At 63.4% G+C, this 16,282-nt stretch carries 14 protein-coding genes; 4 read left to right on the top strand and 10 right to left on the bottom strand.

Annotated features, from left to right (window positions below):
* Positions 1 to 294 precede the first annotated feature (294 nt).
* The 3 genes from AC3IRM_RS15405 to AC3IRM_RS15395 are packed head-to-tail and all read right to left on the bottom strand — an operon-like array spanning position 295 to position 2,926.
* Positions 295 to 666 (bottom strand): response regulator, encoded by a 372-nt coding sequence (locus AC3IRM_RS15405; RefSeq protein ID WP_489203961.1) that lies wholly within the window; start codon positions 664 to 666, stop codon positions 295 to 297.
* Positions 666 to 1,106, bottom strand: a complete 441-nt coding sequence (locus AC3IRM_RS15400) for a response regulator (RefSeq protein ID WP_310232537.1) — start codon at positions 1,104 to 1,106, stop codon at positions 666 to 668. The genes AC3IRM_RS15405 and AC3IRM_RS15400 overlap by 1 nt, the downstream gene beginning before the upstream one ends.
* Positions 1,103 to 2,926 (bottom strand): sensor histidine kinase, encoded by a 1,824-nt coding sequence (locus AC3IRM_RS15395; RefSeq protein ID WP_489203960.1) that lies wholly within the window; start codon positions 2,924 to 2,926, stop codon positions 1,103 to 1,105. Before AC3IRM_RS15395 ends, AC3IRM_RS15400 begins: the two co-directional genes overlap by 4 nt.
* A 201-nt stretch (positions 2,927 to 3,127) precedes the next feature.
* Between AC3IRM_RS15395 and aceE the strand changes: the two genes are divergently transcribed.
* Positions 3,128 to 5,818 carry a pyruvate dehydrogenase (acetyl-transferring), homodimeric type gene (gene aceE, locus AC3IRM_RS15390; protein ID WP_489203959.1) on the top strand — a complete coding sequence of 897 codons (2,691 nt, stop codon included), beginning with the start codon at positions 3,128 to 3,130 and terminating at the stop codon, positions 5,816 to 5,818.
* Between the two features lie 105 nt (positions 5,819 to 5,923).
* Here aceE and AC3IRM_RS15385 read toward each other — a convergent pair whose 3' ends face one another.
* Positions 5,924 to 6,115, bottom strand: a complete 192-nt coding sequence (locus AC3IRM_RS15385; protein ID WP_489203958.1) for a hypothetical protein — start codon at positions 6,113 to 6,115, stop codon at positions 5,924 to 5,926.
* A gap of 117 nt (positions 6,116 to 6,232) precedes the next feature.
* Here AC3IRM_RS15385 and AC3IRM_RS15380 point away from each other — a divergent pair, with 117 nt between their 5' ends.
* Both AC3IRM_RS15380 and AC3IRM_RS15375 read left to right on the top strand, forming a co-directional pair.
* The gene (locus AC3IRM_RS15380) at positions 6,233 to 7,423 is read left to right on the top strand and encodes a hypothetical protein (protein ID WP_489203957.1); all 1,191 of its coding nucleotides are present in this window, start codon (positions 6,233 to 6,235) and stop codon (positions 7,421 to 7,423) included.
* Between the two features lie 629 nt (positions 7,424 to 8,052).
* Positions 8,053 to 8,643: a hypothetical protein gene (locus tag AC3IRM_RS15375; protein ID WP_489203956.1), complete on the top strand. Its 591-nt coding sequence runs from the start codon at positions 8,053 to 8,055 to the stop codon at positions 8,641 to 8,643.
* A 1,203-nt stretch (positions 8,644 to 9,846) separates the two neighbouring features.
* Here AC3IRM_RS15375 and AC3IRM_RS15370 read toward each other — a convergent pair.
* Positions 9,847 to 10,182, bottom strand: a complete 336-nt coding sequence (locus tag AC3IRM_RS15370; RefSeq protein ID WP_489203955.1) for a hypothetical protein — start codon at positions 10,180 to 10,182, stop codon at positions 9,847 to 9,849.
* Between the two features lie 36 nt (positions 10,183 to 10,218).
* Positions 10,219 to 11,220 (bottom strand): protein NO VEIN domain-containing protein, encoded by a 1,002-nt coding sequence (locus tag AC3IRM_RS15365; protein WP_489203954.1) that lies wholly within the window; start codon positions 11,218 to 11,220, stop codon positions 10,219 to 10,221.
* Here AC3IRM_RS15365 and AC3IRM_RS15360 point away from each other — a divergent pair, their 5' ends adjacent.
* Positions 11,221 to 11,958 (top strand): PIN domain-containing protein, encoded by a 738-nt coding sequence (locus AC3IRM_RS15360; protein WP_489203953.1) that lies wholly within the window; start codon positions 11,221 to 11,223, stop codon positions 11,956 to 11,958.
* 169 nt (positions 11,959 to 12,127) lie between these two features.
* Here the strand turns inward: AC3IRM_RS15360 and AC3IRM_RS15355 are convergent, their stop codons facing one another.
* The 4 genes from AC3IRM_RS15355 to AC3IRM_RS15340 form a co-directional block, all read right to left on the bottom strand.
* Complete coding sequence (locus AC3IRM_RS15355) at positions 12,128 to 12,583, bottom strand: nuclear transport factor 2 family protein (protein ID WP_489203952.1); 456 nt, start codon at positions 12,581 to 12,583, stop codon at positions 12,128 to 12,130.
* Between the two features lie 73 nt (positions 12,584 to 12,656).
* Positions 12,657 to 13,508 carry a type 1 glutamine amidotransferase domain-containing protein gene (locus AC3IRM_RS15350; RefSeq protein WP_489203951.1) on the bottom strand — a complete coding sequence of 284 codons (852 nt, stop codon included), beginning with the start codon at positions 13,506 to 13,508 and terminating at the stop codon, positions 12,657 to 12,659.
* Between the two features lie 153 nt (positions 13,509 to 13,661).
* Entirely contained in the window at positions 13,662 to 14,678 is a 1,017-nt protein-coding gene (locus AC3IRM_RS15345; protein WP_489203950.1) for a helix-turn-helix domain-containing protein, read from the bottom strand.
* A 170-nt stretch (positions 14,679 to 14,848) separates the two neighbouring features.
* Positions 14,849 to 16,189: a putative bifunctional diguanylate cyclase/phosphodiesterase gene (locus AC3IRM_RS15340; RefSeq protein WP_489203949.1), complete on the bottom strand. Its 1,341-nt coding sequence runs from the start codon at positions 16,187 to 16,189 to the stop codon at positions 14,849 to 14,851.
* Positions 16,190 to 16,282: the final 93 nt, after the last annotated feature.

Below are 16,282 nucleotides of genomic sequence, written 5' to 3'. Positions count from 1 at the left end.
ACTTCGATTGAGGCATCGCCTCTTCGATGGCCCTCACCCCAACCCCTCTCCCGGAGGGAGAGGGGCTAAAGGCAGCACGCTCGCGTAATCGAGCCCCTCTCCCCTTGGGAGAGGGGTTGGGGTGAGGGCAAACGCCCGCAGCCATCCCACCCGCGGCACACACCGCAGCCGCGCGTCACAGAGTCCTCAGGATGGGTAGAGCCGAGCGAAACCCATCGCCTCACCAGCGCCGCGAACACCCAGCGACGCCACACACGTCAAATGCGCAACACGGCGCAACGACCCCCAGGCCGCTTACGCCGTCACCAGTCCCCGCACCACGCCCGGCAGCAATTCCAGCGCGTCCTTGAACACCAGGCCGTCGCCCACCGGCAGTTCCTCACCCGGCACGCCGATCTCCGAGCCCGTCAGAAACACCACCGGGACGCCCGGCAGCATCGCGCGCGACAGGCCCATCGCCTGTGCACCGGAGAAGCCGGGCAGGTTCACATCCGACAGCACCATCTGCGGCCTGAAATCCCGCAGCAGGTCGGTCAATCCCGCCTCGCCATAGGCGCGGCGGCAGTCGACGTCCATGCCCGCATCGCGCAGCGCGAGCTCGGTCAGCTCGGCGTCGTCGCGCGAGTCGTCGACGATCAGCACCCGCAACGGCGCGGCCTCGACCATCACTCTTCGTCGGGCGTTTCGTTGAGCACGGCCCAGAACTTGCCGAGCGTGCGCACCGCTTCGAAGAACTGGTCCACGTCCACCGGCTTGACCACGTAGGCGTTCACGCCCAGGTCCCAGCTGCGCGCCAGATCGCTCTCCTCGCGCGACGACGACAGGATCACCACCGGCATGCGCTTGAGCGTCTCGTGCTCGCGCAACTGCTTGAGCACTTCCAGGCCGTCCATGCGCGGCATCTTGATGTCGAGCAGCAGCACCGCCGGATCGCCCGGTGCGCGGTCGGCGTACTTGCCACGCTGCAGCAGGTAGTCCAGCGCCTCGACGCCGTCTTCCACGTGCACGATGGGATTGGCGAGGTGGGCTTCGCGCAGCGCGTCGATGGCCATCTCGGCGTCGTGCGGGCTGTCCTCGGCGAGGAGGATCGTGCGGATTTCGCTCATGTCAGGGAGTGTCCTGGTGAAGAAGACGGACCCGCATCGGTCATCGACGCAGGCAGGGTGAAGTGGAACGTGGCGCCCTTGCCGGGCTCGGCTTCGGCCCAGATGCGGCCGCCGTGGCGACCCAGCACGCGACGCACGCTGGCCAGGCCCACACCGGTGCCGGGGAACTCGCTGGCCGAGTGCAGGCGCTGGAACACGCCGAACAGCTTGCCCGCGTACTGCATGTCGAAGCCGGCGCCGTTGTCGCGCACGCTGAACTGGTAGCCGCCATCGGCGCCGCGGCGGCAATCGATCTCGATCTGCGCCGGCTCGCTGCCGGTGCTGTACTTGACCGCATTGCCAAGCAGGTTCAACCACACCTGCCGCAGCATGTTCTCGTCGCCGACGATGATCGGCAGTGGCGTGATCGTCCATTCGATGCGATGGCCGGGATGTTCGGCCGCCGCGTTCGAGTCCAGCATCGCGCGGGTGTCGGCCACCAGCGACTGCAGGTCCACGCTCTGCAGGCGCAGCGCACTGCGGCCCAGGCGGGAATACACCAGCAGGTCGTCGATCAGCGCCGACATGCGCCGCGCCGAGCCGCCGATCACGCCGAGGTAATGCGTGGTCTTCTCGTCGACGTCGGCGCCCAGATGCCGGCCCAGCTTGTCGGCGAAGCCGGCGATGTGGCGCAGCGGCGCGCGCAGATCGTGGGAGACCGAGTAACTGAAGGCTTCCAGCTCACGGTTGACGTCCGAAACCTGCTCCACCTTGCCTTCCAGCTGCTGGTTGAGCTCGCGGATCTGGCGCTCGCTGATGGTCTGCGCGGTCACGTCGGACGCGGTCACCAGCACCACGGGATCCTCGCGGTCGGGCAGCGGCATGCGGCGTGCATTGACCAGCATGGTGCGCTCGATGCCGTCCGACGTGCTCTGGCTGATGCGGTGATCCCACAGTTCGCGGTTGCGCGCCAGCACGTCGTGCAAGCGGCGCAGTGTCTCCGCGTGGTCCCACGCGCCTTCGCCCACAGCGGCCAGCTTTTCGCCGCGGATCTCCACATCGTCCGCGCCGTAGAGTTCGGCGAACGCGGCGTTGTGCATCACCACGCGCTGGTCGCGGTCGATCAGCACGATCGGCTCGCGCACGCTGTCGAGCACCAGCGCCGAGCGATTGCTGGCGCGCGCGGCCAGGCCTTCGGCCTGGCGGCGGCCGCTCTGTTCGCGCAGCGCGAAATAACTCGCGCCCAGCAGCAGGGCCAGCTGCACCAGCATCGAGGTCCAGCGGGCGACGTCGGCATTGCGGTCGGCGCGCGCGGCGCGGTCGGCGCGGTCGTCGAGCAGCTGCTGTTCCTCGTCGACGATGCCAGTGATCAGCAGCTGGATCGGGTTGAGCACCACCATGTTGTCGATCTGCTCGTCGGTCGCGGACTCGGCCGCCTCCGTCACCGCGTCGATCCGCGCCAGCCGCTGTTCCAGGTTGCTGCGCAGCGCACCCAGGCGCGCCTGCTGTTCGGGGTTGTCGCGGGTCAGCGCCAGCACCGCATCCACGTTCGGCAGGATGCGCGCGCGGGCTTCTTCGATGCGCTGGCGCAGCACCGGGCTGTCGATGCCGCGGGCGCGGGTCATCGCCGCGGCCTCCAGGCTGCGCGCGTCGGCGGCCACCGTCTGCATCAGCGATTCCACCTCGCGGGTGTGCATCACCTTCTCGGTGGCGACGTCCGATTCGCCGATCGCCGCGCGCATGATCAGGAACGGTCCCACCACGATAGCCACGATCGCCAGGCCCAGCACGGGCAGGCGCCAGCGGCTCAATAACGAGGGTGGAGTCACGGTGTGCGGCATGGGACGGTGCATCTCGCGCGGGCGGAGCGGTCGCGCATGATGCCGCATCCTCCCCTGAACGCGGGATCATCGCCGAGGGCGGCGTTCGTGGCAACGCGGACCGTCCGCTGGCGTCCGGTGTCAGTCGCGTCCCCCTGTTAGAATTCAGGGTCCGAACGACCCCCATGAGACGCGGGCATGTGCGCCGCGCTGGAGCAGAGAATGAACTGGCTGAACGACGTCCTGCAGAACGACCCGGATCCGACCGAAACCCGCGAATGGGTCGAGTCGCTCAAAGCGGTCATCGACGTCGGCGGCCCGGAGCGGGCCCACCAGCTGCTCGAGAACATGGTCGAGCTGACGCGCCGCGCCGGCGCGCATCTGCCGTTCGCGCCGACCACCGAATACGTCAACACCATTCCCACGCATCTCGAGCCGAAGATGCCGGGCAATTCCGAGCTGGAATGGCGCATCCGCTCCATCATCCGCTGGAACGCGATGGCGATGGTGGTGCGCGCGAACCGCAAGCCCGGGGATCTGGGCGGCCACATCGCCAGCTTCGCCTCCAGCGCCACGCTGTATGACGTGGGCTTCAACCACTTCTTCCGCGCGCCGTCGGCCGATCACCCGGGCGACGTCATCGCCACGCAGGGCCACAGCTCGCCTGGCATCTACGCGCGCTCGTTCCTCGAAGGCCGCTTCACGGAAAGCCAGCTCGACCACTTCCGCATGGAAGTCGACGGCCAGGGCATCTCGTCCTATCCGCACCCCTGGCTGATGCCCGATTACTGGCAGGTGCCCACGGTTTCGATGGGCCTCGGCCCGATCGCCGCCATCTACCAGGCGCGCTACTGGAAGTACCTCGAAGCCCGCGGCCTGATGCCCAAGTCCGACCGCAAGGTGTGGTGCTTCATGGGCGACGGCGAGACCGACGAGCCGGAAAGCCTCGGCGCGATCTCGGTCGCCGGCCGCGAAGGCCTCGACAACCTGGTCTTCGTCATCAACTGCAACCTGCAGCGCCTCGACGGCCCGGTGCGCGGCAACGGCAAGATCATCCAGGAACTGGAAGGCGGCTTCCGCGGCGCCGGCTGGAACGTGGTCAAGACCGTCTGGGGCAGCTACTGGGATCCGCTCCTTGCGAAGGACAAGGACGGCATGCTCAAGAAGCTGATGATGGAGACCGTCGACGGCGAGTACCAGAACTGCAAGGCGTTCGGCGGCGCGTACACGCGCGAGAACTTCTTCGGCAAGTACCCAGAAACCGCGAACCTCGTCGCCAACCTCAGCGACGACGACATCTGGCGCCTCAACCGCGGCGGCCATGACCCGCACAAGGTCTTCGCCGCCTACCAGAACGCGATGGACACCAAGGGCCAGCCCACGGTCATCCTCGCCAAGACGGTCAAGGGCTACGGCCTGGGCAGCGCCGGTGAAGCGCTCAACCCCACCCACAACACCAAGAAGCTCGACGACGAAGCCGTGCGCACCTTCCGCGACCGCTTCAAGATTCCGGTCAGCGATGCCGCGCTCAAGGACGGCGAAATCCCGTTCTATCACCCGGGCAAGGATTCCGAGGAAGTGCAGTACATGCTCGAGCGCCGCCAGGCGCTGGGCGGCTTCCTGCCGCAGCGTCGCCGCAAGAGCACCGAAACCCTCAAGGCGCCCGAGCTCAAGGTGTTTGACCGCCTGATGCAGGACACCGGTGAGCGTTCGATCAGCACCACGATGGCGTTCGTGCAGTCGCTGTCCATCATCCTGCGCGACAAGCAGGTGGGCCCGCGCGTGGTGCCGATCGTTGCCGACGAAGCCCGCACCTTCGGCATGGAAGGCCTGTTCCGCCAGCTGGGCATCTACGCCCCGCAGGGCCAGAAGTACAAGCCGGTCGACCGTGACCAGCTGTCGTACTACCGCGAGGACGCGGCCGGCCAGGTGCTGGAAGAAGGCATCACCGAAGCCGGCGCGTTCTCCAGCTGGATGGCCGCGGCGACCAGCTACAGCACCAACGACGTGCCGATGCTGCCGTTCTACATCTACTACTCGATGTTCGGCTTCCAGCGCATCGGCGACTCCGCCTGGCAGGCCGCCGACATGCGCGCCCGCGGCTTCCTGCTCGGCGCCACCGCCGGCCGCACCACGCTCAACGGCGAAGGCCTGCAGCACGAAGACGGCCACAGCCACCTGCTGGCCGGCGCCATCCCGAACTGCCGCGCGTATGACCCCACCTTCGCCGGCGAAGTGGCGGTGATCCTGCACTACGGCATGCAGCGCATGCTCGACCAGCAGGAAGACGAGTTCTTCTATCTCACCCTGATGAACGAGAACTACAGCCACCCGGCGCTGCCCGAAGGCGCGGCCGAAGGCGTCATCAAGGGCATGTACCTGCTCAAGGATGCCGGCAAGGCCAAGAAGGGCGAGCTGCGCGTGCAGCTGCTGGGCTCGGGCACCATCCTGCGCGAAGCCATCGCCGCCGCCGAGCTGCTGGACAAGGACTTCGGCGTCACCGCCGACATCTGGTCCTGCCCCAGCTTCACCGAGCTGCGTCGCGACGGCTGGGATGCCGAGCGCTGGAACCGCTTCAACCCCGAAGCCAAGAGCCCGCGGAAGGCCTACGTCACCACCTTGCTCGAAGGTCGCCAGGGCCCGGTCATCGCCGCAACGGATTACGTGCGCGCGTTCGCCGACCAGATCCGCGCCTTCGTCCCAGCCACGTACACCGTGCTCGGCACCGACGGCTTCGGCCGCTCGGATACGCGTGCCAACCTGCGTCGTCACTTCGAGGTCGATCGCTACTACATCGCCCAGGCCGCGATCGAGGGGCTGATGAAGGACGGGAAGATGACTGGCAAGGATGTGGCCCGGGCGATCAAGCTGTACAAGATCGATCCGGAGAAGGCGAATCCGGTTGGGGTTTGATTCCAGTCGATGGAATTTAAGAAAGGGCGGCCATCTGGCTGCCCTTTTCTTTAGTGAACCTGGCACCGTTCGTTTCCACTGCCCACCTGTGCCGTCACCCGCCTACTACGGTGCCAGCCCCTTGAGCTTGGCGTACATGAAGGCACCCACCAGCAGAATCACGCCCAGCTGCACCGCCTTGGTAATCCAGCGGTTGCGTTCCCGGCGTGTTATGCGCCCGCAGGCTTCGCACTCGGTATCGCGCTTCAGCTGCAGGAAGCCGCAGTGGTCACAGGCAATGGTTCGACGGCGGGGCATAGCCAATAGCCAGAGTTGGGGGAACCCAGAGTGGGTCACGTATGTCTCACGGAGCGAGACAGGAGAACGACAATCTGCTATCAACCCGGCTGAGGATGGGGCTGGGGGAGGCCTAAAATGACGGACGTACCGAGCCAGCAACCGCAGCCAGAGATCGAACACAACGGCGATTTCGTGCGCGTGCGCTTTGCCGGTGGACGCTTCGACTCCCACACCATCCCGTTCGACGTTCTTCCCGACCTTGCGGCCTACCGCGACTTGGTGGTGGAAGTTGCGAAGCATCTATTTCGTGAGCGGAACAGCGACCGGCAACGGGTGCCCAAAGGGTTCGAGGAGTCGTTCCAACTTGGCTTGTCCCAAGTCATTCAAGGCAACAGTGCAACCGCGCTGGCACAGAGGTTAGAGACGCTGGAAGACCAGTCCGCAAATGCTGCGCAGGCTGGTTTCGGCTTTCCTCGCTATGGCGAGTTTGAAGACGCGCGTGACCTGCTTGACCGCGTGATAGCGGCCGCTAACAATGGCCAACCTCTGCCCCAAGAGTTCCCTCGTGAGCTCGTCGGCAAGTTCAACCGCTTTGGGCAAAGCCTCAGAGCGGGGGAGCATGCCGAACTTTCCCATGGGCGTACGGTTCCGGTTCGATACGACAGCGAAACGCGCAAACGCATTGTGCTGTCCGCCAACGCGACTTATGAGAACGCGTTAGATCAGAAGTTCATGCTCACGGGCGGTGATCTTCATTCTCGAATCGTGCATTTGATTGACGAAGACGGCGCTCGTTTCGATTTCACTGTGGACACAGTCGAAGAGTGCGAGAAAGCGATTGCTCGACGCCGCCACCAAGTACGAGTTGTTGGTATAGGTCTGTTCGATCGACATGATCGACTGACAAGGATCATCAAGCTCAAAGAGCTCATCTACACCGATGACGAGCCTCAGCAGCCATTAGAGGAACGCTTGGCTGAAATTGCGAGCACACCCGCAGGCTGGTACTCGGGCGACAATCCCGCGCCGGATACAGGAGCTATTGCCCGAATGCGCGAACTGGTAGCGATGATCACTACCGAAGCGGGTGTGCCCATGCCTTACGTTTACCCACTGCCTGACGGAAGCGTAACGGGTGAGTGGACGCGCGGGGACTGGGAGATCAGCGCAACCGTAACGCTGCCAGACCTTGCCATCGAGCTTCATGCGCTGAACGTAGAGACTGACCAAGAACTCGACGTCGAATTTGCGCAGTTTGACGAGCATATGCTGTCAGCCTTTAGTCATTTCTGGAGTGGAATGGATTCTGATACAGGGGGCCAGTAATGCCAGTTAGAGAAGAACACAAGCTGAGCGATCACGATGAGCTCTTGCTTCGCCAAGTCATCGAGATTTGGATACAAGAAGGTAGGCCGGCGACCCGCGCTTTTCAGCCGAACTCGAATGACGAGGGTCTGCTTTCCTCAGACCGCAACAGCATGGTGACGCCACGCGAGGCGTTCGAGGCTTACCTCGCAGCTGGTCGCAGGTCTGGTGGCGTGTGGGCAATAGCGGTTGGCGAGTACGCGGCAGAAGCAGTCTCTGCGTACTCAGATCCTTTGCCCGACAACTCAGCACACGCGGTCGTTGACTACTCGCCATACACCGAGAAGGAGTGGCGCAAGATGAGCAAGAAGTTCCATGCACATGCAGTGCGACGTGGCTGTCTCTACCCGGCCAACGAGGCCGCATAAGGGGCAGCGGCGCGGCAGGGGTCAGATTCGACTTTTACTTTGGTTGAACAGCAGACCGCCGTGCCCCGCGATCGGGGGCCGGACCCTCGCTATGCAGATAACGGTGCCAGGTCACTTAAGTCGCACCGTCGATCGTCTCAAGATGTTCCGATTCGGCATGGATGCGTTTGATCCACGCCTTGCCCGTGTAGCGGGATCAGATTCACTTAAAGGAATAAGTCTTTGAAGGGACTCACATGCATATATCTTGCCGCGCTTTTAGCGGGTCCGGCTTCTAGCGCTCAGGCGGCGGGCGCTTCAAAAGAGTGGCACGCCGCAATTCTTGAGATCGAAGGGGCGCGCTGCATAGGCGAACTCTGTCTCGGCATGACACTCGGCCAGGCGGAGGAATTGTTCGGCCCCGCAACACAAGGCACTGCCAAAGACTGGGGCCTGGAATGCGTCAGCGCTACGTCACCGAACCGAGAAGCGACGTTCACTGACGACGATCGTAATAATTACGAACTTTCCTTCATCTTATTCCCTGGCAGTGATCCGATTCGCGATAGGTACCGAATCACCTCGATCTCTGTAATGATCGATCATGGTCGAACCATTAAGGAAATCCTGTTTGATGGGTTGGTCAGCCAATGGGGGCTCATGCAGAGCAGTCGCTCACAAACGCCTGGCACTTTCATTTGGTCTAAGACGGACAGGTGGTCAGTGACTGAGTTGCGTCAGATTGATATCGAAGCAAGCGATGCAGCGCAGTTGAAAGCAAGTCTCGAATTTCCTCGCCACGCTGCTTGGGTAAAGGATGGGCATGTTTGCTGACACGGTGGCTAACGGTGCCCGATTAATCGGTGCCAGGTTCCCCTAGGCGGCAATGACGTCCTTGATCAATTCGACAGGGCTAACGGTGCCAGGTTAACTTTATCTCGCGTGACGACAGGAACAGGGTCAGGTCTAAATAATCGGGTTCGACGATTGTTCGGCCACAGGGGCGGTGCCCCTGGCAACAGCGACGCGATGTCGATCTACCCCACCAATGGCATGACCATGGTGTGCCTCAGCAACCGCTGGATAACGGTGCCAGGTTCACTTTTTACTGGCGTCGGCAGGCGACGTGATCTCTCGCCCTTCGTTGATCCTTTTGATCCACGCTTCGCCAACTTTGCTCGCCGTCTTCTCAGCCTCTCGGTGCCAGGCTCACTTTCTCTCGCAAGCGGAGCGCTCGGAGCGCGACTTGCGGCTAGCGAGAATTCAGGCTTAGATAAAAAGTAGGCGCGCGGTGGTTTGCATTGCACAGTGGCTGATACTACGAGATCATCAAATTCCGGAAACCAGGCTGAAAGCACGATTTTCGCCGTTCAAGTTGCAGCGGTTGATGTTGGCGCTTCCTTGGTAGGGGATCAGATTGAGAAGGCGCGGTATCCACAATGAAATTCCGAAAATCCAACCTTCGCGATATGCTTGTTTTTGAAGCTCAGCTACTTGCAGTGATGGCGGTGCTTTGCGTGATTCACGGATTCGCCAATGGTTGGCAGTCAGGCGGAAAATTGTTTATTGGATACTTCGTTGTCGTGCAGTTGGCAACAATTGTAATTTTTAGATCGCTCGTTCGAGACTTGGTCATTAGGTTATTTAGACGAGTGAAATAACGCCGGGATAACGGTGCTATGTTCACTTAAGACGCTTCGTTGGGAATACCCATTGGTTGAAGCCAACCACGTGCTAACGGTGCCAGCTTCACTTATCAGTGCCGTCGGCAGGCGACGGAATCTCTCGGACACCGTTAATCCTTTTGATCCACGCTTCGCCAACCTTGGCCGCCGCCTTCTCAGCCTCTGCGCGCCACAGGCTGATAAAGGCGCACGAAATCATGACGGCGGCAAAGATCGAAATGACCCACTGGCTGAGTCCGCTAATGTGCGCCGCGTAGTACGCGGCGCTGGCGCCACTGAAGGCGAACAGGAAATAACGAATGAGCGGCCAGTGGCTTAGAAGTCCGCGAGTCGTCTGGTTGCGATGTATCGATTACTGCCAGCTGACCGTTTGCGTGTCAGCGTCGTAGCTGAGAAATGTCCAGATATCGGACAGATCACTCAACGCTTGGCTTGCGTGCGGATGTGCAAGCGCTGCGCGAATGACATGTGCGGGAAGATTCGTGCCGTAGAGGTGGCGGATCGTCACTTCCAACCACAAATCGTCGTCAATTCGCTTCGGATCCCATCGCTCCAAGAACTCGTTCCGGCTTTGATTGCGTCTGCCGTGCAGGCCGAACAGGCCGCGCGCGGCGTAGAGCACCAATCCGAACAACACGACAGGAATGAGCAGGCCGGGACCGCCAGCGCCTAGGACGTCCTTGATCAAGTGCATGCGCTCCCTGGGCGATCGCGTGGAAATGAACTAACGGGCCAAGAGCGTCGCACGAAAGCTGATCGGATCGAGACGGCAATGCGTGCCGACCGCGCCCGGCAGCATGAACATGCGCGGCGACTGCCTGAAGTCGAACAGGCGGTAGAGATGGAACTGTTCGGCGTGCGCGTCCGAGAACGCGGCCTCGTTCGGTGAGATGAAGAACGGGGTTTCTGCAAGGTACGCGGTGGTCTTGACCTCGATGAAGCGCTCACGCCCATCCGTTTCGAACGACAGCACATCGTGGCCCAGGCCATCGCCGCGCGTTTGCGAGACGTGTTCGACGCGCTGGGCTAGTGTTCGGGCGCCCAGGCTGTGCAAGCGTCGGGCTTCGTATTCCATGACGAGTTTCTCGCCAGCGAGTCCGAGGGAGCGATTGAGCGCCTCGCGGTGTAGGTAGTCGCGCTTGACCGGCACGACGGTCGACCAGTCCTTTCGTGGCTCGCGGACTTTGCGGCTTGCCCGCGCGGGGACATCGACCACGAACGTGTCGTAGCTGTCGAGCAGCGGCGTCTCCATTGCGCTCTGCACGTTGCGCAATGCCGCTTCATCCAGCACACGGTCGGCTGCGAGTGCGTGGCCGACCGGGATCACAAGATCGCTCTGATAGTTGAAGCGGGGCAGGTAACCGCGCAGCTGTGGCGCGTCGTAGACCTCCATGAGCACCGCACTGATGTTGGCGTGCTTGAACTCGATGGCACCGCGGCTGCGCGCAGGAATGCGCGCTTGTAGGCGGCGGTTGTGTTCCGCCTTGTTGAGCGTCTGACCCAGCTCCTGCGTCCTCAGCATCTGGAAATAGGTGGCGACCGTCGCTTCGATCTCCGTGTCGGTCCAGGGGGCTCCGGTTTCGCCTTCCACGATGTCCAATGCGCGCGCTCCTGCGGGGTCGTACCAGGATAGCGGGGTGCTTCGTCGCATGGCCGCCGAGGATGCACTTCCGAGCTTCCCGCTGCTTCGACGACGCGGCAGAATCGGGTCAACGGGGGAGGGCACATGGACAAGCCGTATTACCTGATCGATTTCGAGAACGTGCAGCCCAAGGCGCTCGACTGCCTCAAGCCGGGCACGTCGTGCATCAAGGTCTTTGTGGGCGCACAGCAGACCAAGGTGATGCTGGATCTGGCGCGTGCACTGCAGCCGTTCGGCACGGACGCGGAGTACATCCAGATCACCGGCAGCGGGCCGGATGCTGTGGATTTCCACATCGCCTATTACATCGGATGCCTGTCCGCGCATGAGCCGAACGCCAGGTTCCGGATCGTCTCGAAGGACACGGGCTTCGATCCATTGGTGCGCCATCTCGTGGCGAAGGGTGTCGACTGCAGACGCATCCCGGAGATCGGTCCCGTCTCGAAACCGGCCAAGGTGGCGACAGGCGTCCAGAAGACGAGCATGGCGAAGGCCGCGCCTGTCGCGCTCGCATCCGCTGCAGCCAAGCCGGCGGTCGCGAAGCCAGCAAAGACAGCGAGCATCAAGATCGTCGTCGAACCAACGGCGACCGCGTCGGCACCCAAAGTGGAAACGCGTACCAGTGCCGCACATGCCAAGTCCGTCCTCGCGCTCCTGGCCAAGTCCACCAAGCCGGGCAAAGTGTCCGGTCTGCGGGCTTCGATCAAATCGTGGCTCGGGCCCGCGCTCGACGAGAAGGCCATCGATGCAGTGCTTCAAAGCCTCAAGGACACGCAGCGCATCGTGATCGAAGGGACAAAAGTGAGATATCCGCCGGGCTGACGATCGCGGTTGGAATCGATCGCAGACGATGGCAAGAGCTGCGGACCGTAAGTGATCGTCAAGTCGCCAGGTCGCGCTCACGTTCTGTGGACCAATTTGCAGACAGAACGCGCCAGCCGCATCGCAGCTGGCGCGTTTTTTCATTGGCGCAACGGTGGGTCTGGATGGATTACGGCGACCGCGGCGTCAGATAGCCGGTCCACGTCTTGCTGGCGATCATCCACTGGCCTTCGACCTTGATCAGCACGACGTAGTCCACGCCGCGCCAGCCGGGGTAGTCCAGGTCCACGCGGACTGCGGCAAGGTCACGGGCCACGTCCACGATTGCGTAGCTGCGCTTGCGCTGGTCTTCGTTGGCGGCGGGTTTGCCGTCGAAGCCTTCGGCGAACTGCGCGCCTGTGCGCTGGGCCAGTGCGGGGCCGCGGTTCTCCGAGGTGCCGATCATGACGCCGTCGCTGCGAAAGACTTCTTTCGCCAGAGCGTTGTCGGCCGTCGTGTACGCACGCATGAAGGTCTGCATGACGCGATCCACGGCGTCGCGGTCGCTGGTCTGGGCCATGGCAGCGGTCGGCAGCAGAAGGAAGAGGGCGGCTGCGAAGGTGGTGGCGCGGAGTGATGTGTGCATGGGGCTGTCCTGATGGTGGTGGGTTGGGTGTGCAGCAGCGCTGCCGCCTGGCGACGGGGCGCCGGTTGGGACTTCAGCGTTGCGCGGTCTCGGCGCGGGGCGATTGCGTGGCAAGCCTGTGCAGTACGTCGACGACGGCTTCGGCCACCGGCGCGGCGGAGGCGTAGTTCTGCCCGGTCACGACGCGGCCATCGACTTCGATGTACGGCGCTGGGCTGTCCACCATGTGGAACGCGCCGCCGCGGGCTTCGACGGTCTGCCGGATCAGGAACGGGAATTCCTTGAAGTACGCGGCGTCCCGGTCTTCGTGATCTTCGGGATAGCCGCTGATGCGCTTGCCAGAGACGAAGTATTGGCCGTTGGCGAGCCGGAGGTGCACGATGCCCGCGGTGCCGTGGCACACGGCCGAGATCACGCCGCCGTTGCGCTCGTACACATGCGTGGCGATACGCTGCAGGACCGGGTGCTCCGGCACGCCGTACATGGCGTTGCTGCCGCCGACGTAATAGACGGCGCGGTAACGCTCGGGATCGATCTGCGAGGGCGTGGCGGTATTGCGCAGGCCACGCATGATGCGGGCGTCTTCGAGGCGGGATGCGACGTCGTCGCTGACGTAGGCATCGAGGATCGGCACATCGCCGCCGTCGGGTGTCACGAAGTCCACGGCATAGCCCGCGGCGTGGAACGTGTCCCAGGCGTGCACGACTTCGCCGAAGCTGATGCTGGCCGGGATGGTCGAACTGCCGTGGACCCTGGCGCTGGCGAGGATGAAGAGGATGCGGGCCTGATCACTGCGCACCGGCGGTGCGAGATCGCCGCGTCCAGCCGTCTGGTCTGCGCGGGCCGACGTCGCGGCCGGAGCGGTCAGTGGGCGGGCGACACTGGCACGTTCGGCGGCGCCATCTGCCGCATGGGCCTTGGGCATGCCGCAATGCCAGGACGACAGGACGAGAAACAGGAGCGCGATGAAAAGGCGGAAGGCAGGCATGCGGCAGGCTCGCAGGAAGGAGCCCGCACGCTATGCGATCGCTTTCGAATCAATGCATTGCAATCTGTTCCAGGAGTGCTGGAATCGATTCTAGGAGTCGACGTGCGCCGCGCGGAACGCCGCCGGGGTGGCACCTTCCTGCTTCTTGAAGGCGCTGTAGAAGGTCGACATCGACTGGAAGCCGGCTTCCTCGGCCACGATCTCCAGCGGCTTCGCGGGCGTCTGCCGCAACAGCGCCTTGGCCTCGATGACGCGCAGCCGCGCCAGATACTGTTTGAACGAGGTCTGGTTGTTGTGGTTCAACAGCTGCGACAGCCGGGTGGCGGGCATCCCCAGCCGACGTGCGAGACGGGGCAGGGTCAGCGCCGGGTCCAGGTGCAGACGCTCGCGCGCCATCAGATCGTCCAGTGCCTGCAGGTGCGCAGTGGCCTCGGACTCGGGAATCCGACGGTCCTGATAGGGCTCGATCGCGGCGTGTCCCGCCCGCAGGCGCAGATAGATCAGCACGCTCGCCGCGAGCACGAAGGTGAAGGACAGCGCGCCGACGATGTAGGACGTGTAGCCGGCGGTGTAATACGCGGTCCAAATGAGCCAGATCCCCACCAGCGCGCCCAGCAGCAGCGTGCCCGACGGCGTGCCCCGAAGCCGCGCGCGATGGCGGTACAGCTGCGTGGTTGCGAGCAGCAGATAACCCAGCCATGCGTAGTTGATGCCCGGCGTGATCACGCCGCGCCACAGCGCGACATGGTCGTCATAAGGGAAGAGCAGGTTCACGGCCGCGACGATGATCAGCAACGCCGCGATGTGCCACCGGTCCGCCGTACCCGGCCCGGGCGCATCGCCCTGGCTCGATCGCACCAGAAAGAACAGGCAGGGCCCGATGAGGAAACACGCGGTCAGCCCGATCTGCAGCACGACGAGCGGAATTTCCGGCCAGACATGGAAGGCCGCCGATTTTCCGGTGCGCACGCTGACCATCAGGATCAGCAAGGCCAGCCAACGCTGCGTGGGCTGGCCCTTCGCCCGCCACCACAGGAACGACGCCACGCCGATCCCGTTGAAGGCGCCGAGCATGGCGAAGAAGAACAAGAAATGTTGGCTCAGCATGATCCGGGCATCGGGAGAGTCGGCGTTCGTCCATGCGAACGGTCAGGAGGATAGTCCGACTTTGATCTGATTCAGCGGGTTGCGCCTGTGTCGCGTTTCGGGGCTTATGGGTGACCGTCGAATACCGGGGGCAGGTTCACTTCTAGACTCCGCGATAGGCCCTTTGCTGATCAATGCGCGTCGAGCCAATCCTCCAGCATCGCTCCGGGCATGGGACGCGCGAAAAGATAGCCCTGGAAGTGATCGCAGCCCATCGAGATCAGCAGGTCGCGCTGGGCGATAGTTTCGACGCCTTCGGCCAGTGCGCTCATGTGCATGACCTGGGAGATTTCGATGATCTTGCCCAGCAGGCGCTGTGCGCTGTCGTGGCCGGCGGCCTCCTGCACGAATTGGCGGTCGATCTTCAGCTTCTGCACCGGCAGTTGGCGCAGCGTGGCCAGGGACGAATAGCCGGTTCCGAAGTCGTCCAGCGCCCAGGTGATGCCCAGCGCCTCGATCGCCCGCATCTTGTCGACGATCGCCGAGGTGTTGGTGGACAACGCGGACTCGGTGAGCTCCAGTTCCAGCAACGCCGGGTCGATGCCCGCCTGTCGGATGACGGCGGTCAAGGATGGTGTGAAGTCCTCGTCCATCAGCTGCATCGGACTGACGTTGACCGCGATGCGGAGATGCCGGGTGTTCGTCCCTTCGGACCATGCCTTGAGCGTCTCGCAGGCCTGGCGCAACACCTCCAGACCGATTTCGTTGATCAGTGTGCTCTCTTCGGCCAACGGGATGAACGCATCCGGTGACAGCAACGTGCCTGACGGGTGCCGCCAGCGCGCCAGCGCTTCCACGCCCGTGACCGTGCCGTCACTCCGCACCTGCGGCTGATAGTGCAGTTCGATCTCGCCGTTGCGCACCGCACGTCCCAGTTCGCGTTCGAGCTGCAGGCGCTTGCCGACGTCCGCCCGATAGATCTTGAAGATGGTGGCCAGCAGCGCGATGGCGAAGATGATGTTGGAGCGTGCCCCCCACTCGCGCACCTCGAGCGGTGGCGAAATCCCCGGCGCCAGTGGATCCAGCGCGCCGGCCGCGAACGCCGCGAACGCGGCCAGGCAGAGCATGGGGAAGACCAGGGAGCCGTAGCGCTCACGCGCTTCGAAGATGAAGGCCGCGGCGGCCGCCAGCGGAAGCAGGAACATGTGCGCCGATCGTGGCACCCATGCAATCGGCGCGTCGATCAACGCGATGCCGCACACCGCGACCAGGATGCCGTGTGCGACCAGCAGGACCGACTTACCGTCGCCTCGTCTTCTGCGGGCCAGTGCCAGCACGCCGACCACCGCAACGGCGAAGAACAGCCCCGCCAGTTCCGCGCGATCGAAATACCAGTAGCACACCGTCCACGCCAGCCCGAGTGTGATGGATGCCACGCCCGTCAACGTCAGGATGGCGGTGATCTTCTCGCGCCGCGCCGCGCTCTGGAATTTCAGCATTCCATGCCGATCGTGACCGGCGATGTGTTTCATTCTGTGCATGGGTCTTTCAGCGCTGGCGCGACGCCGCTACATCAGTTCGTCCTCCCGTAAGAAGGCTGATTGGGCAAGGTCAATTGGGGGAGG

The sequence above is a fragment of the Luteimonas sp. KH_071 genome (assembly GCF_057838005.1).
The sequence above is the reverse complement of the archived record's forward strand: the minus strand, read 5'-3'. Positions and strand labels throughout refer to the sequence as shown.